This is a genomic window from Streptomyces chryseus (assembly GCF_014650755.1).
GTDB classification, from domain to species: Bacteria; Actinomycetota; Actinomycetes; order Streptomycetales; family Streptomycetaceae; genus Streptomyces; species Streptomyces chryseus.
Genome location: NZ_BMVO01000041.1, coordinates 1 through 21,542 on the forward strand (window position 1 = coordinate 1; position 21,542 = coordinate 21,542).

16 protein-coding genes are annotated in these 21,542 nt (G+C 67.1%); 6 read left to right on the forward strand and 10 right to left on the reverse strand.

Features of this window, described 5'->3' with window-relative positions; translation table 11 throughout:
- Positions 1–249: 249 nt before the first annotated feature.
- Positions 250–1,233 carry a glycosyltransferase family 2 protein gene (locus tag IE185_RS31395; RefSeq protein ID WP_138894173.1) on the reverse strand — a complete coding sequence of 328 codons (984 nt, stop codon included), beginning with the start codon at positions 1,231–1,233 and terminating at the stop codon, positions 250–252.
- 138 nt (positions 1,234–1,371) lie between these two features.
- Between IE185_RS31395 and IE185_RS31400 the strand changes: the two genes are divergently transcribed.
- From IE185_RS31400 to IE185_RS31425, 6 genes are all read left to right on the forward strand, one after another.
- Complete coding sequence (locus IE185_RS31400; RefSeq protein ID WP_138894174.1) at positions 1,372–1,839, forward strand: GtrA family protein; 468 nt, start codon at positions 1,372–1,374, stop codon at positions 1,837–1,839.
- Between the two features lie 138 nt (positions 1,840–1,977).
- Positions 1,978–3,336 carry a hypothetical protein gene (locus tag IE185_RS31405; RefSeq protein WP_138894175.1) on the forward strand — a complete coding sequence of 453 codons (1,359 nt, stop codon included), beginning with the start codon at positions 1,978–1,980 and terminating at the stop codon, positions 3,334–3,336.
- Positions 3,337–3,644: 308 nt separating this feature from the next.
- Positions 3,645–5,189, forward strand: a complete 1,545-nt coding sequence (locus IE185_RS31410) for a DUF6056 family protein (protein WP_138894176.1) — start codon at positions 3,645–3,647, stop codon at positions 5,187–5,189.
- On the forward strand, positions 5,140–7,983 hold the full coding sequence (locus IE185_RS31415; protein ID WP_138894177.1) for a bifunctional glycosyltransferase/CDP-glycerol:glycerophosphate glycerophosphotransferase: 2,844 nt from the start codon (positions 5,140–5,142) through the stop codon (positions 7,981–7,983). The genes IE185_RS31410 and IE185_RS31415 overlap by 50 nt, the downstream gene beginning before the upstream one ends.
- Positions 7,980–9,146 (forward strand): glycosyltransferase, encoded by a 1,167-nt coding sequence (locus tag IE185_RS31420; protein WP_138894178.1) that lies wholly within the window; start codon positions 7,980–7,982, stop codon positions 9,144–9,146. Before IE185_RS31415 ends, IE185_RS31420 begins: the two co-directional genes overlap by 4 nt.
- 256 nt (positions 9,147–9,402) lie before the next feature.
- Positions 9,403–11,043, forward strand: coding sequence for a glycosyltransferase family 2 protein (locus IE185_RS31425; RefSeq protein WP_189716460.1), 1,641 nt, complete (start codon positions 9,403–9,405; stop codon positions 11,041–11,043).
- 321 nt (positions 11,044–11,364) lie between these two features.
- Here the strand turns inward: IE185_RS31425 and IE185_RS33920 are convergent, their stop codons facing one another.
- The 9 genes from IE185_RS33920 to IE185_RS31470 form a co-directional block, all read right to left on the reverse strand.
- Positions 11,365–11,553 carry a hypothetical protein gene (locus tag IE185_RS33920; RefSeq protein WP_189716462.1) on the reverse strand — a complete coding sequence of 63 codons (189 nt, stop codon included), beginning with the start codon at positions 11,551–11,553 and terminating at the stop codon, positions 11,365–11,367.
- A gap of 693 nt (positions 11,554–12,246) precedes the next feature.
- The gene (locus IE185_RS31435; RefSeq protein ID WP_138894180.1) at positions 12,247–13,059 is read right to left on the reverse strand and encodes an ABC transporter ATP-binding protein; all 813 of its coding nucleotides are present in this window, start codon (positions 13,057–13,059) and stop codon (positions 12,247–12,249) included.
- Positions 13,059–14,087 (reverse strand): FecCD family ABC transporter permease, encoded by a 1,029-nt coding sequence (locus IE185_RS31440; RefSeq protein ID WP_138894189.1) that lies wholly within the window; start codon positions 14,085–14,087, stop codon positions 13,059–13,061. Before IE185_RS31440 ends, IE185_RS31435 begins: the two co-directional genes overlap by 1 nt.
- An 81-nt stretch (positions 14,088–14,168) precedes the next feature.
- Positions 14,169–15,158, reverse strand: a complete 990-nt coding sequence (locus IE185_RS31445) for an ABC transporter substrate-binding protein (protein ID WP_138894181.1) — start codon at positions 15,156–15,158, stop codon at positions 14,169–14,171.
- A 235-nt stretch (positions 15,159–15,393) separates the two neighbouring features.
- Positions 15,394–16,377, reverse strand: a complete 984-nt coding sequence (locus IE185_RS31450; protein WP_138894182.1) for a PLP-dependent cysteine synthase family protein — start codon at positions 16,375–16,377, stop codon at positions 15,394–15,396.
- Positions 16,374–17,516, reverse strand: coding sequence for a histidinol-phosphate transaminase (hisC, locus tag IE185_RS31455; protein ID WP_138894183.1), 1,143 nt, complete (start codon positions 17,514–17,516; stop codon positions 16,374–16,376). The genes IE185_RS31450 and hisC overlap by 4 nt, the downstream gene beginning before the upstream one ends.
- The gene (locus IE185_RS31460; RefSeq protein ID WP_138894184.1) at positions 17,513–18,964 is read right to left on the reverse strand and encodes an MATE family efflux transporter; all 1,452 of its coding nucleotides are present in this window, start codon (positions 18,962–18,964) and stop codon (positions 17,513–17,515) included. The genes hisC and IE185_RS31460 overlap by 4 nt, the downstream gene beginning before the upstream one ends.
- A complete protein-coding gene (locus IE185_RS31465; RefSeq protein WP_138894185.1) occupies positions 18,961–19,941 on the reverse strand; it encodes an ornithine cyclodeaminase in 981 nt (326 codons plus the stop codon). The genes IE185_RS31460 and IE185_RS31465 overlap by 4 nt, the downstream gene beginning before the upstream one ends.
- 50 nt (positions 19,942–19,991) lie before the next feature.
- Positions 19,992–21,386, reverse strand: a complete 1,395-nt coding sequence (locus tag IE185_RS31470) for an alanine racemase (protein ID WP_229843803.1) — start codon at positions 21,384–21,386, stop codon at positions 19,992–19,994.
- Positions 21,387–21,542 lie beyond the last annotated feature (156 nt).

The window sequence follows — 21,542 nt, forward strand, 5'->3', positions numbered from 1 at the left end:
CGAAGGAACGAGCAGGTCAGCGAACACGTCGTAGATCATTTACGGGACAACGCTTAGTCAGCCACTCCCGCACAGCGGGGGAACCTCAGTTAAAGATCAAGCTAGACGTTGAACGTCAAGGTTATGCAGCCGCCTCCACGGTGAAACAAGGCACATCGAGCCCGCACACATGAGCCATCTACGCCAAGAGCACACAAGGAAATCAAGGTCACAGACACAATGCCGAACTTCCAGCAATCCCGGAGCGGTTCAGTCACCGCTGCCGGTCCCAGTGTCCACTCCGCTCGGGTCGGTGCCTACCCCGCGCGGCACAGTCCCGGGTGCCGGGTAGGCGAGGTGCATGAGCCGGGACTGTTCCCGGCGCATGTGCATGACTGAAGTGAGAACGTAGCCCAAGAGGAGGACGAGTGCCGCGATGGTCATGATCGTGGCGGCGAGGAGCGCCGTGGGGAGGCGTGGCACGGTGCCCGTGCGGACGAACTCGATGACGACCGGGGTTCCAAGAATGATCGCGACGAGGGCGAGCAGACCCGCGATAGTTGTGTGGACGAGCGAGGGCCTTTCTCGACGCGCGAGGTTGAGGATGAGGCTGAGGATTCGCCAACCGTCCCGGTAGGTGCGGAGTTTACTCTCGCTTCCTGTCGGCCGGCCCGTGTAGTCGACTGGGATCTCTGCCGTGGGGAGCCGCAGGCTCAGCGCGTGAACCGTCATCTCGGTCTCGATTTCGAACTCGCGGGACAGCGCGGGGAAGGACTTGACGAAGCGCCGCGAGAAGACTCGGTAACCGCTGAGCATGTCGGTCACATCGCGCCCGAACAGGGTCCGCACCGCCGAAGTGAACACCCTGTTCCCGGCGGAGTGCCCGGTACGGTAGGCGCCGTCGGCGGCCACGTTGCGGGTGCCGACGACTTGATCATAGGGTCCCTCGAACAGCAGGTTGACCATGTCACGTGCCCGTGTCGCGTCGTACGTGTCGTCTCCGTCGATGATGAGCATGGCGTCGGCGTCGATGTCGGCGAAGGCTCGCCGCACGACGTTGCCCTTGCCCTTGTGCGACTCTTCGCGGATGATCGCGCCCGCCTCGCGTGCGATCGCCACTGTGCGGTCTGTCGAGTTGTTGTCGTAGACGTAGATGTCAGCTTCAGGAAGCGCCGCTCTGAGATCCCGTACCACCTTGCCGACGGCAGCTTCCTCGTTGTGGCACGGCACGACGCAGGCGATCGTCGGGTGCACGGGCTCTCCTCAGTCGGGCAGTCGGGCAGTCGGGCAGTCGGGCAGTCAGGCAGTCGGGCAGACGGGCTGCTGGGCTCATGGTGCGACACGGGGATGCCGGACGGTCGCAGGCACACCGTGACCGTTATCATACCTTTCGTGTCGGTTATCGCGTCTCTGGCTCTGCGCATGCGCGGCGTGATCAGGGGCATCTGGCGCGAGGCCGCCATGTTTGGGACCGTCGGAGCCCTGGCTTTTGTACTGGACAACGGCGGCTACACCTTGTTGGTCTTCGGCCTTCCGGGGGCCGGCGGCGGTCCGATGCGCGCCGCGCCAGTACAGGCGTCACTAATGGCCACGGGCGTCGCGACAGTCTTCAGCTGGCTCGCCAACCGCTACTGGACCTATCGGCAGCGACATCGGGAGAACGTGGCCCGCGAGCTGGCCTTGTTCACCTTCGTAAACATCATTGGCATGGCCATCACTGCGGGCACGGTCCTTCTGTCCAGGCAGCTACTCGGACTCGACTCGGCTCTCAGTGACAACGTCGCCCGCACTTGCGGCTGGGCTCTCGCCACATGGTTCCGGTTCTTCACCTACCGACGCTACGTCTTCATTCCAGCCTGACGGGGGTTTGGCCTCGCATAGCAGCACGCGTCCAGCCCCATCCGCGCTGTTAGCATCACACCCATGGGGCACATTGGGCATTTCGGTCACCGATGGCGTCGCGCCTGGGTTCTGACAGTCGCTGCTGCGGTCTGCTGCTTGGCCACGACTCTCGTGTTCTCCCCCGGGTATCTGAGCCATGACTCCCTTTACCAGCTCAAGCAGGCCATGGGCATGGAACCCTTGAGTGACTGGCACCCACCCGTCATGAGCCTGGTCTGGCGTGCACTTATCGCTGTGACAGGCACGCCCGCATCCATGGCTGTCCTGCAGGCAGTCATCTTTTGGGCGGCCATATGGGTGATCGCATGCTGCGTCCAGGAGGCCACGGTAAGCCGTACGGGCGCCTTGGCCGTCCTCGGAGCCGGGCTCCTTCCCCACGTCCTCACCTTCGTCGGCGTGGTGTGGAAGGACGTCCACATGGCGTTCGCTCTTCTCGTCACCAGTGCGATCGCGCTCAGCGGCCTGCGCCTGCGAGCTGACCGCCGCGCCCTGCGGTGGGCCCTCTTCTCCCTGGGAGTGCTCTTCCTGGTCTATGCCATTCTGGTCCGCAAGAACGCGGTCTTTGCCGCAATTCCGGTCTTCGTGATGCTCGTGCTCGCACTATGGCGCAAGCCGGCCCGCCGGATCTGGATTGTCTCTACGGCGGCTCTCGCCCTCGGCCTGGTCGCGTCAACTGCCGCTATTGCAGCCGTTGCAAGGCCGGTGAAGACGAGCCAGGTCTCGCAGATCATGCTGGACGACCTGCTTCACGTCTTGAGCGTGAAGGAACTGCAGTCGGCAGCCGTGTCACCGAGCCTGCGCGAACGCCTCGTGGCCGCGGCGAAAGAGTGCGACCGCATCAACTCCTTGTCGGACACCTACTGGACCTGTTACGGACGCGGGGAGCGCGGACCGTTCACAGCTGTCGCTCATACGGACCAGATCACATCCTTGTGGGTCAGCGAGATGATCAGGCACGTGCCGGGCTATCTCCAGTATCGACTGGAACTCTTCTCGAAATTCCTCTTCGAGCCGCGCTACCAATACCACCCCGGGATCGCTGCCAACGACCTGCAACTCGAACTCCACCACCCTCGACTGGGGCGAGCGCTCCAGACGTACGTCGATGGTGCGGCCAGGGACCTGCCGGTCCTTTTCGCGGGATGGTTCTGGCTCACCATCGCCGTCGTCCTTGCAATTCGTCCGGGCAGTGGAACGTTCGCAATGCCGGTCCGAGCCCTCGGGATCAGCGCAGCGGCCTATGTGCTCGCCTACCTGCCCATCCTGCCGGTGACGAACTACCGTTACATGTACTGGTCGGCGATCGCCTGCACGGTCGGCGTGCTTCTCTGCCGACTGGGCCGTGGCACGACTGGCGTAGGCGTCGAACCGCCACAGAGGGAAGTTCATGGGTGTCAGCGCCGCGCTAGTCGAGATTATCTTGATCTTGACCGTCGGAGCGGAAGCTCTCGATAATGCCGCCAGATATCTTCAGGGCAATGACCAGAATGATCAGAAGGAGAAGGGAAACCATCCCACATCACGTCCAATCTGGACAGCCAGAGCGTCAGTGCATCGGACGCCCCTTCTCTCCAAGCTACCCTCTGCGCGACAAGCTGGCAGCGGCAGCTGCCTGTATACGGCAGGTGGCGGGAGTGGGCCGTCAAGGTGACATGAGCAGAGACAGTGGTTCTCCCACGCATTTTCGCACTCCGCTCAGTCAGCGGAAAGTTCTTGTCGTCGCCTCCTTGGTACTTGGAGTTGCGGCAGGCGGCCTTCTCGCTGTGGGCAGCTTCCTCGGCCTCTACGTTCAGCCCACGTCGGACGATTGGTGCTCGGCGTGGAGGAGCCGGGAGCTGGGGATTCTTGGGATCGCCAACGAATTCTATGAGATCCAGAACGGGCGTATCGCCAATGGCGTAGTCGCGGGAGTCGTTTATGCGCACGGGGTGGCAGGGCCGAAACTCCTTCCGTCCCTCCTCGTACTCTCCTTTCTGGCGGGGCTGTTTCTCCTCGCGCGCACCGTATTTCGGCTCCTCGGCTGGGAGGTGCCCCCGTCTCTGACGATCGCGGCTGCCGCCGTCGTCTGCGTGTTGCTCTTCTTCGCCGGCGCCAGCCCCTATCAGGCATTGCTCTGGGCACCCTCGACCATCTCTCACACCTTGCCGGGTCTGCTGACGGTGTGGAGTTCGCTGGTGGCCCTGGCAGCAGCTCGGCATGGCCGCCTGGCCAGGGGACTGGCGCTCGTCTTCGCCATGGTGATGGGCGTCGCGATCGGCACCCTGAGTGAACCCTTCACCATCGTTAGTGGCGTGTTCGCTGTCGGCGCGGTCGCGGTCCTGCTGCGCGGGCTGCGATTCCCCAGGGACCGGTATCCGGTCTCCTGGTGCCTCATGTGGTGTGCGGGCCTGGCGATCGGCTTCGTACTGCTCTACACGTCGCCTGGCGCTGCCTGGCGCCGCGCGCAGCAGCCACAGCGGAAGTCTCCGCTGTCGCCGACCGAGTTGACGGCTACTGTCCAAGACTGGCTGAGTATCTGGGCGAGTGTCGGCGGTCAGTGGGCGTACCTCGCGGCCGCGGCTGCCGGGCTGATGCTCGGACTCGCCGCGGCCACCTCAGACAGGACAATCCGACCCGTGCCACGTGAACCCGAAACAGGGAGAGGGGGCGCCCGCCGTCGTCCTTGGCTGCTCATGCTGCTTCCGGTTCTGCTCATGGGGATGTCCTCCTTCGGCGTCGCATTCGGACTGCGCATGGGTTACGGCCCCACTGGCTGGACCTATGTCCGTACGTGGACGAGTTTCCTGTTCCCGATGCTGCTCCTGTTGTGCGCGTATGGCGCACTGGCAGGCAGAGCACTGGCCGGATGGCAGTCTTCCGTCCGCCGGCCTCGCCCCGTGGTGTTCGCCGCCACCACTACGGCCGTGCTCGCATCCGCCGCGAGCCTGTGGGCCGTGGCCGGTCTCGTCCCCGCTGTGAAGGTGACGGCAAAGGACACGGTGACCCGTTCGGTCGATTGGGATCGGCAGGATCGCCTGGTGCGCGAGAAGGCCGCTCAAGGCTCGAAGGTCGTCCCCTACCGTCCCCTCCCCATCGGCGGACTGTCCGAGCCATTCGCAACCACCAACTACTCCCGGGACTGGGTCGCACGGTGCGTCTCGGGCTACTACCGGGTGGAACGCATTGAGAGGCCTGCGCCGAAGCGCTCCGCCCGGATTCCCCACCGAACCGCGGGCGGCGTGCATGGATCGCCGGCCAGCCGTCACGGGTGGCTGCCGGATGAAGAGCCTGGTGCAATGGTCGTTCAGGGGGCGAATCGAGTGGAATGAGGAGCCTGTGCCGGATGTCACCGTCGTCGTCATCGTCTACAACGACGCCGATCGCCTGAGCCGCGCAGTGCTGTCGGTACTCCACCAGTCCTTGCGGAATCTCGAAGTGATCATTGCGGACGACTGCTCGACCGACGGCACGCCGGCCGTGGCCCAGGCTCTGCAGGCTGCGGACCCCAGGGTCCGCTACGTCCGGTTGGACAGCAACAGTGGTGGATGCAGTGCGCCCCGCAACGCGGGCATGGCAGCCGGTCGGGCACCGTTCATCATGTTTCTCGACAGTGACGACGAACTGCCCAAGCACGCCTGCAAATCAATGCTGCTCGTCGCGGAGCGAACCGGGGTGGATTTCGTCACCGGGGAGGTCATGCGAATCTTCGAGGAGACCCGTGCCACCGGGCTGTGGTACCCGGCCCTCTTCGACGGGGTCCGAATCGTCGAAGGTATCCGCCAGGCGCCGGAGTACTTCCACGACCACCTCTCGACGAACAAGCTCTACCGAGCCGACTTCATCGCCCGCCACGGCCTGCGCTTTCCGGAGGGCATCCACTACGAGGACCAGCTGTTCACGGCCCAGGCCTACACCCTGGCCCACAACTTCGCCGTCGTCCCGTGGCCCGTCTATACATGGCGGCTCTCGGCTGACCCGGCCAGCCTGTCCATCTCCTCCAGTCGCCACAAACTGCAGAACGTGGCTGACCGGATCGCCGTGGCCCGGCTCATCGACCAGTTCTTCACCCAGAGCGGCAACGCCGACCTGCGCCCTTTCAAGGACGAGAAGTTCCTCCGCCACGACTTGCGCCTCTACCTTGATGATCTCCCCTTCCGGGAAAGGGAGTGGACCGAACGGTTCGCCGAACTGCTGACGCCTTACCTCGACGAGCTCACGACCGAGGCGATCGGCTCGGTGAGCAGGGAACAGCGCATCTGCCAGTACCTGCTCCGCACCGGCCGCCTCGACGAGGCGAAGGAGGCCGCCCGGAGTCTGGGCCGCCCAAGGATCGCCCCCCGACAGGTAAGCAGAGAATCCGGGCGGACGTACTGGGGACACCCCACACCGAAACACGACCCCGACGGCTGCCGCGAACTGGACATCAGCGAGTGGCACCTGGACGAACAACCCTTTCTGTCCGCCCCCCTGCGGCACGAGGTGCACACCCTCGATCCGGCAGGCCTCGTACTGCGCCTCGTGCTGCGCACATACGACCCGGCGCGGCTGCTCTCCAACCCCGAGAACGTGGCGGCGCAGTTGTGGCTGTCTGCTGGGGGCGCGCCGTTGAAGCTCCCGTTCCAGTACATACTGGGCGGAGGAGGCCCGGATGTGTACACCGCCTTCGTCGAGATCGACCTCCGGCTCATCCCGCTGAGTGCAAAAGGCTTCAAGGGCCGCCGTCACCCCGTGGTAGTCCTCGAACACCTGGGGATGAAGCGCATCGACGTTGTACTCGCGCCCCCCGACCTGGTCCCCATGCGCGCTCACCTGCCCCTGCACGCCACGCTCGCCGGCCACGACGTGCGCGTGGCGTGTGAAGGCAAGGGAGCCGGGCGGCTGGAATTCACCTGGTCACGCTCCGGTGCACTCGCCCACGCGGAAACGCTGGTGCCGCGCGTACGGCCCCTGCGCCAGAAGGTCCGACAGTTGCAGCGCAAACTCACCGGGCCGCGAGCAAAAGCGCTCACCTACCGTGAGCTGCAGAAACTGCCCGTGGACAAAGGACTGGTGGTGTTCGAAGCCCTGGAAGGCCGTGGCTACACCGACAGCCCGCGCTACATCTACGAGGAAATGGTCCGACGCGGACTGCCGCTGCGCGCCGTCTGGTCGTATTCGGGTGATCGTTCCGCTTTCCCGGAAAGCTTGAACCTGGTCAGGCGCGGCAGCTGGGAGTACGTACGAGCTCTGGCCCGCGCCCGCTACTGGGTGGACTCGCACGGCTTCCCCTCGATCTACCCCAAACGGCCGGGAACCCACTATCTCCAGACGTGGCACGGCCAGGCGATCAAGCACATGGGCTTCGACCTCCCCGCGCTGCGCCTCGGCAGTCCCGAGCGACAGCAGAAGCACCGCGACATGATCTCGCGCTGGGACGCCCTCATCTCACCCAGCGAGGAGTTCGAACGCACCTTCGTCCGGGCGAATGAGTTCACAGGTGAGCTGCTGGCATGCGGACTTCCCCGCAACGACGCGCTGGTCCGCTGCGACGAGCCCGCACAGCTCGAACGAGCGCGGGCCGCCCGAGCCAGACTGCAGATCCCGGACGGACGCAAAGTCCTGCTCTACGCACCCACCTTCCGGGACGGGAACAGCTCAGGCGGTTCGATCCGAGTGGACCTGGCCGAACTGGTGGAGAAGACCGCCGATGAGTGGATCGTCGTGGTGCGCCCCCACTACTACGACCGCTTCACCGTGCCACGCGAACTAGGACACGGCGTGCGCGACGGCCGCACGTTCCCTGACATCAACGATCTGCTGCTCGCCTCGGACGCCCTGCTCACGGACTACTCGTCGGTGATGTTCGACTACGCGAATCTCAGGCGTCCCATACTGCTTTTCACCGACGACTACGACGAGTACAGCACCAGTGCTCGTGGCACCTACTACAACCTCCCGGACATCGCCCCCGGCCCCATGCTGACCACCACCGAGGAACTCGTGGAGGCGATGCGGGACCTGGACCAGGTACGGACGAAGTGGGCTGACGCGTACGCCGGCTTCAACGCCAGGTTCAACGCCCGCGAGACTGGACGGGCCAGTGAAACCGTCGTCAACGCGTTCTTCGAAGGTGACAACAGATGATCTCTGGAACGCGGACCACCGGGCCTCGGCGAAATCTCTTCCTGGTGGGCATCGATGTCGACTCGATGGGCGGATCACAACGGGTCATGCACACCCTCGCCCAAGGGTTCGCGCAGCGCGGGCACCACGTCGACCTGATCGGTATCAGACCGAGCGCCGCGCCGTACGAGTTCTTTCGTGTGCCGGCCTACCGGCACACCACTCTTTACAGGACCCCGTCCGCTCCGGTTTGGCACGCCCAGCGCCTCAGCGAACGGCTCAGCCCCGCCCGGATGCGCACGGCACGCGCTGCCCGGGCCGAGCGAGAGCGGGCGAGGAGGAAACTGACGCAGCAGTTCGCCACCGTGGACGACGGTTACGTCATCATCGGCTCCCCCTGGGCGGTGGACTGGCTCGCATCGGTCGAGTGGTCGCACCTCAGGGGCATTGGGCAGTACCACGAGTCGTTCCTGCAGGCCCAGGGCTCAGCCCACCTGCGCCTGATCCGCCGTCACTATCCGCTGCTGGAGAAGTCGGTCTTCCTCAGCGAGGGGGACGCCGCCGCGTTCCAGCGCGACCGGCTGCCGAACGCCACCGCGATGCCCAATCCGCTGCCCTTCCCGTTCACGGCTCCGGCCCCGTTGGATACCCGGCGCATCGGCGCGGTCGGCCGGCTGGAAGCCGTCAAGCGGCTGGATCGCCTCATCGATGCCTTTGCGGTCGCCTGCGCCGAACTCCCGGGCTGGGAGCTGCACATCTTCGGTGACGGCTCGCAGGAGCTGGCGCTGCGTGAGCAGGCCGCGCAACTCGGGATCGGTGACCGGGTGATATTTCGCGGGAGCGTGTCGGACATGGCTGCGGCTTACCGGGATCTGGCCGTGCTGGCCCTCACGAGTGAGCGCGAGGGACGTCCGATGGCTCTCGCGGAGGCGGCTGGCTGCGGAGTACCCTGCGTGAGCTTCGACCTGTCCGCAGGCGTGAGGGAACTCATCGACGACGGCCGTACGGGCACTCTCGTGCGGCCGGGAGACACTGCCGCACTGGCCGAAGCCCTGCGCCAGCTCGCCAACGACGACGAACTACGCCGCCGCTACGGCCTCGCTGCCCAGTCCCACGTCGCCTCACTTGAGCTGCCCGTCGTACTGGACCAGTGGGAGCGCCTGTTCGACGAGATAGACCGCTGACACGAGGAAGCCCGGACGGGGCCGTCGACACTCCGCCTCCGCGCCATCCTTGGCCGCCCTCGCCCCGTCACTGCCGAACCGCTCGACCAAGCTCCCGGGCAGCAGGACAGGCCCGCCTGCGACGGCAGGAGAGCGCGAACGCACGAGCGCTCCACGCAGTTCTAGCTTCATAAAGAAGGCGCAAGCAGCTGAGCTTGTACACAAAGCCGAAGCGAAGAAGAGAGCAACACCGGTCACCGGAACGGATCTCGCGCACATGGCAGCAGAAACAGAGCGCAGTCGGCCCATGGGCAAGGTCTGCGTCATCGTGATCGGTTACAACGATGAGCGGCACATCAGAAGCGCTGTGCTGTCCGCACTACGCCAGGGCCCGGCCGTTGCCGAGGTTCTTGTGGTCGACGACGCCTCGACCGACGGCACCGCCACGGTGCTCGCGGATCTCGCACGCCAGCACTCCCTGGTCCGTGTCGTGCGCCGCGCAGTCAACAGCGGCGGCTGCGGAACTCCCCGCAACGACGGCCTGCGCGAGGCCACCGCCCCCTATGTGATGTTCCTGGACAGCGACGACGAGCTTGCGCCCGGCGCGGTCGACGCCCTGCTCGACGCCGCAGTACGTCACGGCGTTCCCGTCGTCGGGGGTGCGTGCCTGCGCCGCGAGCTGCCCGAGATGCGCGATACCCCCTGGCAGTACGCGCTCTACCAGCGAGCGGCGGTCCACAACTCTCCCGCCGAGTTGCCCGCTCTGGTGCGCGACACCTTGTGCGTCAACAAGCTCTACTCTCGCACCTTCTTGTCAAAGCACGCTGTCTCCTTTCCCGAAGGGGCCTTCCGCTACGAGGACTTCGTGTTCACCGCTCGGCTACTCGCCGCATCGCCCCGCATCGCCCTGATTCCCGCGACCGTCTATCTCTGGCACGTTCGCCGCTCGGTCGCACACCCGTCCATCTCACTGGCCCGCAGCGGCGTCGACAACTGGATCAGCAGACTTGAGGCCCACCGCAGCGCGGTCGAGGTCTTCGAGCGGGCCGGCCAGAAACAGATGGCCCATGCCGCACGGGTGAAGTTCCTCGACCACGACCTGCGGATGTATGTCCGCGAGCTAGGCACCCACGACGACAGCCACCGCGCTGAGTGGTGGCGGCACACGCGCGAGCACCTTTCTTCCTTCAACGAGTCAGACTTTCGCGCTGCCGGCGCCCCCGCCCGCTGGCTGGCCAGGGTCGTCACCGGCGCCGATCGCCCACGCGACCTAGCGCGGCTCATCGGACTGGGCAACCGCCCGGCCCGGCTGCTCCCGCCATACGCGTGCGTGGACGGGCGTCCCGTCTGGGCGGCGAACCTGCCCGAGGTTGCGCTGGACCGGATCGAGAGCGAGCCGCTCAGCCGACTGCCAATCAACATCGATGCCGAGCCGTACATCTGGGGGTGGCCCAGGATCCTGCGCGTCACCGTGCACGAGTTCTACGGACGGCTGGCGGCGGCAGACCCGAAGACTCTGGACATCGAGCTACGGCGCCGAAGCGACGGACGTCTGGGCCTGACCCGCAGCAACGTCCTCAAAAGGCGCCACGGACCGGACGGCGCGTCATGGACCACCCAAGTCGTCCTGAACGGCCTGGACACGCTGGCGGGCCAACGGACCCACCGCCTCGAGGTATGGGAGGTATGGGCCCGGGTGCGCTGCGCCGACGGCTCCTCGCTCTACACCTGCGTCCGCGCCACCGGGGCCGGACTGCGGCGTGTGGTCATCCCCGGCCGACGCCACGGGGTGATACTGATCCACCCCTACGCGACGGCCGGCGGCTCGCTCTCCCTACGGGTCGCACCAGGTCCCGCAGCAGCGGCAGTGGTGGTGACCCGCAGGCTTCGCCGACTGATGAGCAGGAGCCGGGGATAGGCGACCGCAGATTCGCTCACTCGGTGGTCCAGACCGCGGTACCGACGGAGCAGTCGCACATCTGGATGCGCGGCAGCGGCCGTTGGGCCGTCCGCATGCGCATCTTTCCAGGCCGACTCGAACAACACCCTGCCAGCCGCCTCCGTAAGCAGTTGTACGAGCGGCGCAGACCTCTGAGCCGTTGACGGGGCGACGCCATGGAGGACCACAGGCCATGCGGCCCGCAGTACGGCGACTCCTCTGCGGAAACCCGCACTGCGGCGCCAGCGCCCTTCAGCTCCTGGATGCGAGGGCGGGCCCTTCGGTCTCCTTGCCGCAGCCTCAATAGAGAAACCTCGGGTCATCCACACCCTGCGCGTCGTACGGCAGAACTACGGCCTCGCTATCGCCGTCAATCTCCTCGGCCTCCTCGCCGGCGCCGGCGGCTCCATCAACCCCGTCCTCGCCGCCCTGCTGCACAACACCAGCAGCATCACCGTCGTCGCTAACTCCGCCCGCCTGGTCAACCACACCCCCCACCTCCCGCGCGTCGTCGACGAGATACTCACACGGGCACCGCTGGAGGAACGCCGCGTGCAGTGAGGTCCGACGCCCGCGCTGCGCGCGAAGAACCAGCCTCCCTGAAGAGTTCTGAGAGTCAGCACGCCCCCCTGACCATCTGACCGATCGGTTCGCCGCTGGCTGGAGAATCTCGAGGTCTTGCGGGGCGTTGCTCCGACATCGTGCCATGTCGCGCGGGGCGCTCGGTTGCTCAGCGTGATGCCTGGGGAAGGCGTCGGCACGGCCGACCGGTGGCCGCGACGCGGTCCGCTGCACTGGGGTGTCTCACCGGCGACGTCGGATGCGATTCTCATCCGACGTCGACCGGAGATGTGACGGGCGAGGAGATGCCACACCGGCTCGGGCCTGTGCGGGACTCGATGGCTGGAGGCCAAGCCGGTCGCGACAGCATCACATCATGCCTGGCCACTGGACCGGATCGGTCTTCCTGAGCGTCTGGTCCATCGCAGCGGCTGCCACCTGTGCCTTTGCGCTCTGAAAGTCCGCATGGCGCCAGGCTGCTGCTGGGCCGCAGCGGCAGCGCGTTCATGGCGCACGGGCTTCTGCTGTGGCGGCAGGCAGGACGGCCAGAGGATGCGGGGGAGCACCTCTTACCTGACCGCGACAGTGCCGAAGCGTAGTGGCCGGGACCAAATCAGCCCCTCAGGCGTCAAGGCGCAGTGGTTTGGCGGTAGTCGTTCGCGTGGCTGTGGCGGCCAGGTAGGTGATGCGAAGGGCGCCGGTGGTGGGTTCGCGGTCGACGAGCACGTCGACCGCGTAGACCGACTTGATCAGGTCCGGGGTCAGCACGGCCTCCGGGGCACCTGCAGCGGCGACCTGCCCGTGGTCGAGGATGACGATGTGGTCGCAGTAGCGGGCGGCGAGGTTGAGGTCGTGCAGGGCGACGACGCAGGTGACGTCCAGTGATGTCAGCAGGTCGAGGAGTTCGAGCTGGTGGCGGATGTCGAGGTGGTTGGTGGGTTCGTCGAGCAGGATCTCCTGGGGCTCCTGGGCGAGGGCGCGGGCCAGTTGCGTGCGCTGCCTTTCCCCTCCGGAGAGGGTGTGCCAGCTCTGGTGCTGTTTGTCGGTGATGTCGGTCCGTTCCAGCGCCGCGTCGACGATCCGCCGGTCGTGCTCGGTCAGGGCGTCGAAGCGGCCGCGGAAGGGTGTGCGGCCGAGTTCCACAACTTGGCGGACGTTGACGTGGTGGTGGGCGGACACGTCCTGTTCGACGACGGCGAGCCGTCGGGCCAGTACCCGGCGGCTGAGGTCGTCCAGGCTGGTGTCGTCGTAGCGGACAGTTCCGGTGTCGGGACGCCGCAGTCCGGCGAGCAGGCGCAGCAGTGTCGACTTGCCGGAGCCGTTGGGGCCGAGGAGGCCGACGGTCTTGCCGTCGTGCGCCGCCATGTCGATGCTGTCCAGCAGTCGGTGACCTTTGACCGACCAGGAGAGCTGGGTGGTGGTGATGGTGCCCATCAGGACTCCAGACGCTTCAGGATCAGCGCGAAGGCGGGCGCGCCGAGGAGCGCGGTGATGACGCCGGCGGGCAGCTCGTGGGGGGAGAACGCCGTCCGCGCAAAGGCGTCCACCCAGATGAGGAAGATGGCGCCGGTGATCGCGGACAGAGGGAGCAGGGTGCGGTGCGTCGGGCCGATAAGGACGCGGACGGCATGCGGGATGAGCAGTCCGATGAAGCCGATCGCGCCGGAGGCGGCGACGGCGGCCGCAGTGATGACGGAGGTCAGCACCATCAGCCAGATGCGGGCCGCGGTGACGTTGATTCCCAGGGCGGCGGCGGAGTCCCAGCCGAAGGTGAAGGCGTCGAGGGCGGGTGCGAAGAACTGAATGGCGATTACCCCGATCAGGATGATCACCACGGTGACGGTCACTCCTTCCCACCGGGCGCCGCCGAGGGTGCCGAGCAGCCAGTAGGTGAAGCCGCGGGTGGAGTTCGCGTCCCCGCTGACCATGAGGATGACCGAGGTGACCGCGGCGAAGAACTGGGACACGAGCACGCCGGTCAGCACCACGCGGGAGGGGCTGGCGACGCGCCCTCCACCGAGGAGGAGCAGGAGGAGGCCGAAGGAGACCAGGCCGCCGGCGAAGGCGCCGGTGGACAGGGAGATGCTGCCGCCGATGCCGAGCAAGAGTACGGCGACCGCGCCGGTGGAGGCGCCGGAGGAGACTCCGAGCAGGTAGGGGTCGGCGAGGGGATTCCTGGTGACCGCTTGCAGGACCGCGCCCGAGACCGCCAGGGCCATGCCGACGGCGGCGGCCAGCAGCACCCGCGGGAAGCGCGACTCCCAGACCAGGGCGTCCAGCAGCCCGGGCAAGGGCGGGGTGGGCGCGATACCGCCCAGGCCGACGTGCCGCAGGATCGTGGAGACGACATCCAGAGGTCGGATGTCCGCGCTGCCCAGCAGGGATGCGGCGACGACCGACACCAGAAGCCCGGTCCCAGCCAGGAAGAAGAGCGCTACTGTCGAGGCGCGCCGCCGGCGCACCGGAACGGTCTCACGACCGGTGATCCCGGTTCCGGTGGGCGCAGCGGCCTTGTGTGAACTCATCGTCATGATGGCGGCAGGTCACCCGAGCCGGTTCAGGCCGTCGACCAGCGCGGGAACCACGGACGCACTGCCGTAGCTGGGATCCATGTGGGACCCGGGGATGGAGATGAACCGGTCACCCTTCACCGCGGCGAGCTTGCTGGTGAGGGGGTCCTTCTTGAGCAGGGCGATCTTCTCCTTGGCGGTGTCGTTGGGCTCACCTCGGGTCAGGTCGGCCAGGATGATGACGTCGGGATTCCTTGCCGCGACCTCGTCCCAGCTCACCTCCGCCCACTTGGTCTTCGCATCGGCGAAGATGTTCTCGACCCCGACGAGCTCCGAGATGTGCTGCGGCAGACCACCGGGGCCCGCTGCCCACGGAGTGCCCTCGTAGGTGGAGTAGAACCACATCACCTTCAGCGGAGTGTCCCGCTTCTTGACGGTGCCCAGCGCCTTCTGCACGACGGCCTGCTGCTCGGTCGCCAGCTTCTCCCCGGCAGCGGGCACGTTCATGATCTTGCCCAGCCGGCGGTACTCCTCATACAGCATGTCGAAGTCCGCGCCTGCCACACTCTTGTGGAACGAGCAGTCGAACTCGGTCAGGTAGGTCGGCACGCCCAGGTCGTGCAGCTGCTTCCGGTCGCCGGACTGCTCCGCGGTGAACATGCTCGCGAAGGACCCGTAGACGAAGTCCGGCTGCGCTTCCAGAAGCTTCTCGTGCTTGATCTCCTGCCCGGGCGCCGACAGGAGCGGAATCTTCCCGTACTGGGCGGCGATCGCGGCCGGCGGCTTCTCAATCTCGTAGCCCGATCCGGCGATCCGGTCTCCCGCCCCCAGGTGGATGAGGATCTCGGCGGCGGTCTGGTTGAGGGTGACGACCTTCTGCGGCGCGGCCTTGTAGGTCACGTCGGTGCCGCAGTTCTTGAGGGTGAACGGGTAGCTCGTGGTCGTACGCGTCCCCGTCGTCGTAGCCCGCTTGCCGTCATCGGAAGCCGGGTCTGCGGTGCATCCCGCAACCGCGAGCAGCATCAGGCCCGCAGCTATTGTGGTTATCGTTTTCGTTTTCATTGGCAGGAAGGTACCAGTTCGTTGGCGAGGGCAGAAAGGTCCTGGCAGCCCAGGCGGACCGCCTGACGGGAGCCGTTTGAAGAACACTTCACAGGGCGGCGCTTCGCGGCGGCGGCCGCAAAGCGCCGCGTACCGTGCATCGGGGGGACTGACCGGATGCGCCAGGTGGTTCCGGCCGACCGGTCGGTGCGGGGCGTTACCGCAGCATCCCGGCGAGCCGGCGGACGACTTGTTCGTCGAACAGGCCGTTGGCCGCCATCCAGTCGTCGTTGAAGACGGTGTGCAGGTACTTGTCGCCGCCGTCGCAGACCAACACGACGATGGTAATCTCGGGCCCCGCGCTCTGTGCCTGTTCCAGGGCCTTGTAGACGACGCCGCCCGCCGAGCCGCCGATCAGGATGCCGAAGTTCCTGGCCAGGTAGCGGCAGGTCTCGAAGGCTTCCGAGTCGCTCGCCTTGACCCCCTCGTCGATCAGTTCGTAGTCGACGACGCCGCCGATCTCCGAGCCTTCGGGAGTGCCGGTGCCGGACTGGTGGTATGGCGCGCCCTTGCCGCCGAAGACGACGGAGCCCACCGGCTCGACACCAATGATCTTCAGGTCCGGGATGCGTTCGCGCAGGACGCGACCGGTGCCGCAGAGCGATCCGCCGGTGCCGACGGCCCCGTACAAGTAGTGAATGTCGTCGCCGAGGTCGTGGTGAAGTTCGCGCGCGAGCGGTCGATAGCCGTTGGGGTTGCCCTGATTGCGGTGCTGCGCTGTCCAGTAGGCGCCCTGTTCGGCTGCGAGTCGCTCGGCCACGGTGTCGCGTTCGGCGGTGGCGAGGCCTTCCTCGCCCCCGGCTACGTTGAGGATGTCGGCGCCGTAAGCGAGCATGCCGCGCAGCTTGTCCGTACTGGAGTGGTTGTCCACCACGGCGGTGAACTTGTACCCGCGTTCGGCTGCGATGAGGGCCAGGCCCAGCCCGGTGTTGCCGGAGGTGGACTCGACCAGCCATCCGCCCGGGGCGAGGAGCCCCGCCGCCTCCGCCTCGTCCACCATGTTCCTGGCCATCCGCATCTTGGCGGTTCCCGTGGGGTTGAACTGCTCCATCTTCAGCAAGACGGTTGCCGAACCGTCCGCAACCGACAGTTTCAGCAGTGGCGTTCGCCCAATTAGGTCGGAGATCCTGGTTTTGATCACGGCTTGTCCTTCGCGCAGATTTCCGTCAGGCACCGCACGAAGACGTCGTTGTCCTCGGGGGTCGACAGTGAGGCTCGGATGTAGTTCTCGTATCCCGGCTCGCGCCACGCCTTGACGATGATTCCGGCGCGGTGCAACTCCTTGGCGACCCGGTCGGAGGGGCAGCCGGTGTCGATGAAGAGGAAGTTGGTCGAGGACGGAACCACCCGCAGGCCGGCGCCACGCAGCCGCTCGGTGACCCTGGCGACCTCCAGGCCGGTCCGGCGGACTGTGTCGGCCAGGTGGGCGTGGTCCCCCAGGGCGGCGACGGCGGCGTCCTGGGCCTGCTGGTTGACGTTGTACGGGGTACGGACGCGGTCCAGCGCCTGGATCAGGGCGGCGTCGGAGGCGATGCCGTATCCCACGCGCAGGCCCGCCAAGCCATAGGCCTTGGAGAAGGTGCGCAACACGATCCACGGACGGTCCTGGCCGCGCAGGGCCTCCAGCCCGTCGGGGTACTCGGGGTTGGGGCGGGCGAACTCGCCGTACGCCTCGTCGAGCACCAGCAGGGCCGACTGCGGGGTGGCGGCCAGGAACTGCTCCAACTGGCCGGCATTGAGCATCGCGCCGGTGGGATTGCACGGATTGGCGAGGAAGACGAGCTTCGGGCCGGCTGCCAGCGCGCTGCGCCAGGCGGCTGCGTCGAATCCGAACTCGGCGGTGACCGGGACCTTTTGGACCCGGGCGCCCATGACGCGGGGAAAGATCTCGTGCAGGCTAAACCCGGGTGCCTGGGTGACCACCAGGTCACCGGGGCCGAGTACGGCCTGGCACAGCAGCTCCAGGATGTTCTCCGAGCCGTTGCCGAGCACGATGCGCCGGGCAGGCACGTCCAGGCTCTTCCCGATGGCCTCGGTCAGTCGCTTGCCGGTGGGATCGGGGTAGCGGGAGACCCCGCCGGCCAGACCCAGCCGCAGGGCTTCGGCGACCGCCGGGGACATGCCGTACGGGTTTTCGCTGTTGGAGAGTTTGATGACGCGGCGGGAGCCACTGAGGGCGGCCACCTCGTCGGTGTCGGCGCCCGGGTCGTAGAGGGGCAGGCCCGCCACTTCGCTGCGTATCAAGGAAGCCGAGGCGGGCGGCGCGAGGACGGGGTTCATGACAGCTCCGATTCGGGGACGGGTGTGCCCGCCGCAGTCCGGTGCAGCCGGTCGACCCGGCGCAGGAAGGCGACCAGCAGGATGGCGGCGGTGGCCGCGAGGCCGATGGTCTGGCCGATCCAGACGCCTTCGACGCCCCAGTCGGCGCTCACCCCGAGCAGGTAGCCCGCGGGCAGCCCGATCAGCCAGTACCCGACGAGGGAGATCCGGAAGGGGCCTGCGGTGTCGCCGATGCCGCGCAGGATGCCGTTGCCGATGTTCTGCACGGCGTCGAAAACCTGCATGAGGGCGGCGATCAGCAGTCCGGTGGCGGTCAGGGCGACGATGTCCGAGTTGCCGGCGTGCTCGGTCGAGAGGAACAAGGACACGATGGGGTTCGGGATCGCCAGGTACACGACGGCGATCGCCAGCGTCGCGATCACGCCCCAGGCCGTGCCGAGGAGTCCCATGCGGCGTGCTGTCACGTAGTCGTTGCCGCCGCCGGCCTCGCTGATGTGGATGGACGCCGCGTGCGACAGCCCGGCGGAGATCATGAAGACGACGTAGACGATCTGGTTCAGCACCGTCTGCGCGGCCAGGGCGTCGACGCCGAGGGAGCCGATGACCAGGGTGAGCACGCTGAAGAACCCGGCCTCCGAGGCGTAGGTGCCCGAGATCGGCAAGCCCAGGCGCCAGACGGCGCGGACCGCGTCGCCGTTCCAGCGCCGCGCGTCAGGCGAGGTGAGGTACGAGCGCAGGACGCCGTCGCGCAGGATCACCGCGACGAACGCGAGGAAGGACAGCAGGAACACCGTGACGGTGGCGATCGCGACGCCGACGAATCCGAACGCGGGCAAGCCGAACTTGCCGTAGATCAGTACGTAGTTCAAGCCGATGGTCACGCCGACCGAGGCCAGCGTGATGGCCAGGAGCGGACCGGGCCGCTTGAGGCCGGTGGTGAAGTGCCGCAGGTTCTGGAACCACAGGCAGGGCAGCATGCCCGGCGCCAAGACCATCAGGAACTCGCCTGCCTTGTCGACCACTGCCGGGTCCTGACCCAGCAGGACCAGCAGTGGACCGATCAGCAACAGCGCCGCGCCGAACACCACCCCGCACACAGTCGCCCAGAAGAATCCGGCGAACAGCAGCGCGCCGACGCGCTGCCGGTCGCCCTGCACCCGGGCTTCGGCCACCAGGTTGCTGACTCCGGTGACCAGGCCCGTCCCGGTGGTGCGCAGCTGGTTGAACAGAGCGATGGCCAGGCCGGCTGCGGCGATCTCGACCGCGCCGAGCCTGCCCAGCATCACGATGTCCACGGTGGTGAGCGCGACATAGGCGAAGTTCGTCAGGATCAGCGGGAGCGCGAGCTTGAGCAGCGCCCGCGAGTTGCGCATCCACCAGCCGGCGCCGGTCTGCGCTCCGTCGGTCGTGCCAGCCGACTCGGTTGTACTGGTCGTTTCGGTGCTCACCAGAAGTTGACCTTTCCACCGCGCCCGGCCGCCAGCGCGAGGTCGGCCATGTACCGGCCCAGCGCGGCGTCGGTGACCGCCATGCCGCTGTTGTAGGCGAAGACCACGTCGTCCGGACGGCGGCGGGCCGGTGCGCGGCCGAGCAGGATGTCAGGCAGCTGGGCGTCCACCTGTGGCAGGCTGCCGTCCTCGCCCCGCAGGTCGTCGCAGGTGGCGTGCATCTGCGCGGTGTCGGTGGCGATCCGGTAGTCCGCGCCGTGGCACACGTCGGCGTGCACTCCGTACCCGAGGAGTACCGCCACCGAGCCCGGCTTCATCCAGTCACGCCGGACCTCCTCGGTCACGGACAGGCCGGAGGCGCCGATCACGATATCCGCTTCACCGGCGGCCTCCCGGAGGTCCTTGACGATCTCGACCTCGCGGCCGTCGACACTGTCCCGGACGGCGCGCAGCCCCTCGGGGTAGGTGCCGAATACCTGCAGCCGCTCCAGCTCCGGCATGGCCGCGAGGAGCATCGGCAGTGCCGCCTGCCCCTGCACGCCGGTGCCGACGACCAGGGCGCTTCGTGCGTCGGGGCAGGCTGCCCGGGCGAACAGCGCGGTGGTGGCCGAGGACCGCAGCGGCCCGAGCTTCACCACGTCCATCAGCGCGATGGGGGCCCCGGTGGTGTCGTCGACGAGGAAGACGAACGAGTGGAACCGGTAGCTGTCCCGGGTGCGGCGGGGGTCAAACTCGTAGACGGCCTTGAAGCAGACGGTGCCGCTGCCGCCGTCCCTGGCCACCATCGAATAGCTCAGGGAGTGGTGGCCGGGATCGTCGATGATCGTCTTGACCGGGTTGTCCGAGCCGCCCTCGCGCAACGCGCGGTAGGCCTGCTCGACGACCGCGATGACCTGCCGGCGGTCGAGATCCAGTCCTTCCTGCTGGGACTGCGGCAGCAGCCACAACTGCCCGGGCGGGGCGTAACTCTTTGACATGCGGGGCTTCTCCTTCATCGGCTGTCGCATCAGGGGGGTTCGAGGTCGCATCAGATTCCGTCCAGTCGCCAGCGCGGCGGGGCCCCCTCGTCACCGAGCCTGATCACGGCCTTCAGCGGCAGTGCGGCGTCATGGAACGGGGACTCGTTGGAGTCCATCTGGTAGCCGGCGGTGTTGAGGTAGACCAGGTGGTCACCGCGTCGTACGGGCCGCGGGAAGCCGATCTTCCGCCAGGTCACCAGGTCGCTTTCCAGGCAGGTCGAGCCTGCGACGCAGGCGGGGAACATTTCGTCGGCGACTGGCTGGGCGGACATCAGCAGCGGGTCGGGGAGATAGTCACTGTTGAACCACTGTTCGGAGAGACTGAAGCTGCTGCCGGCGACGGTGACGATCGCGTACCCGTCGGCATCCCGCCGGTCATCGACCTGCTGGACGCGGTACATCGTGAACCCGGCCTGGTCCAACAGGGCCCGGCCCGGCTCGACGACGAACCGGATCCCGTGACGCCCCGCCTTCGCCGCGAGGCTCTCGCCACCGTCGACCAGGTGCGCCATGATCGCGCGCACCGCCTGGACAGCAGGCTGCCCGCCGTACGGATAGAAGTCCTTGAAGTCCTTGGCCGCGTGGTAGTGGGCCGCCTCGTTCTGCCGGAGAAACTCGTCCCAGAGCTGCGGCTCGACATAGCGAACCGGCAACCCGCCGCCGATGTCGACCAGTTCCGCGCAGAGCGAGCCGCGCCGCCGGGCGTCGAGGCAGTGCTCGATCATCTCGTTCGCCGCCGTCGCACGGTCCGCCGTGGAGTAGCCGTTCAGGTGGAAGGAGAATCCACGGAGGCTTATGTGGTCCGCGAGTTCCGCGCACAGGCCGACAGCGGCCTCCCGCTCAGCGGCGGACAGTCCGAAGCGGCTTCCGGGCTGGCTGGCCGTCCGGGACCGCAGCAGCACGGTGGCCTGCCGCCGAGCGAGCCGCGCGGTTGCGGCGAGTCGGCGGAGCTCACTGATCGAGTCAACGGCCACCAGGCAGCCGTGCTGCACGGCGAGAGCGTGCAGTGCGTCGTCCTTCTCCGGACCGGAGATCCCGATCCGGTGTCCAGGTACTCCGCCGGCCAGGGCCTTGACCAGTTCGGGCGTGCTGGCCACGTCGACCCCGACACCGAGAGCGGCGGCCGACGTGACGTAACAGCCGGCCTTGTTCGCCTTCTTGGCGAACAGGATGTCGGCGGAGGCGCCCGCCTCGGCGAACGCCTGGCGGAGTCCGACGACGTTCTCCTCGAAGATCTCGGGCAGCACGACGTGCAGCGGTGACCCCAGGCCGTCGAGAAGGTCGGCCAGCAGGACGCGGTGATCCGCCAGGAGCGTGGAGACCGTGGGATGCCGAAGTGGGGTGAGAGCGAAAGGCCGGACTCCGGCCACCGGGCGCTTCAGCACCTGTCGTGAGATGAGCACCCCGTACTTCTATACGACTATGACACTCATTTTCAATATGCAGGGTCGGATGGAACCCTCATGCCGGGTTCGAACTAGCGCATAACGGGCGGTCCATCAAGCGAACCCGTCGACAGGTGACGAGAGCCTGTGGAGGACCCCCTACTCTTTTGGACG

Bases quoted from the DNA above. Each gene is read 5' to 3' on its own strand.
- IE185_RS31415 (WP_138894177.1), top strand. From the start codon at position 5,140: ATGAAGAGCCTGGTGCAATGGTCGTTCAGGGGGCGAATCGAGTGGAAT.
- IE185_RS31420 (WP_138894178.1), top strand. From the start codon at position 7,980: ATGATCTCTGGAACGCGGACCACCGGGCCTCGGCGAAATCTCTTCCTG.
- IE185_RS31425 (WP_189716460.1), top strand. From the start codon at position 9,403: ATGGCAGCAGAAACAGAGCGCAGTCGGCCCATGGGCAAGGTCTGCGTC.
- IE185_RS31435 (WP_138894180.1), bottom strand. From the start codon at position 13,059: ATGGGCACCATCACCACCACCCAGCTCTCCTGGTCGGTCAAAGGTCAC.
- IE185_RS31445 (WP_138894181.1), bottom strand. From the start codon at position 15,158: ATGCTGCTCGCGGTTGCGGGATGCACCGCAGACCCGGCTTCCGATGAC.
- hisC (WP_138894183.1), bottom strand. From the start codon at position 17,516: ATGAACCCCGTCCTCGCGCCGCCCGCCTCGGCTTCCTTGATACGCAGC.
- IE185_RS31465 (WP_138894185.1), bottom strand. From the start codon at position 19,941: ATGTCAAAGAGTTACGCCCCGCCCGGGCAGTTGTGGCTGCTGCCGCAG.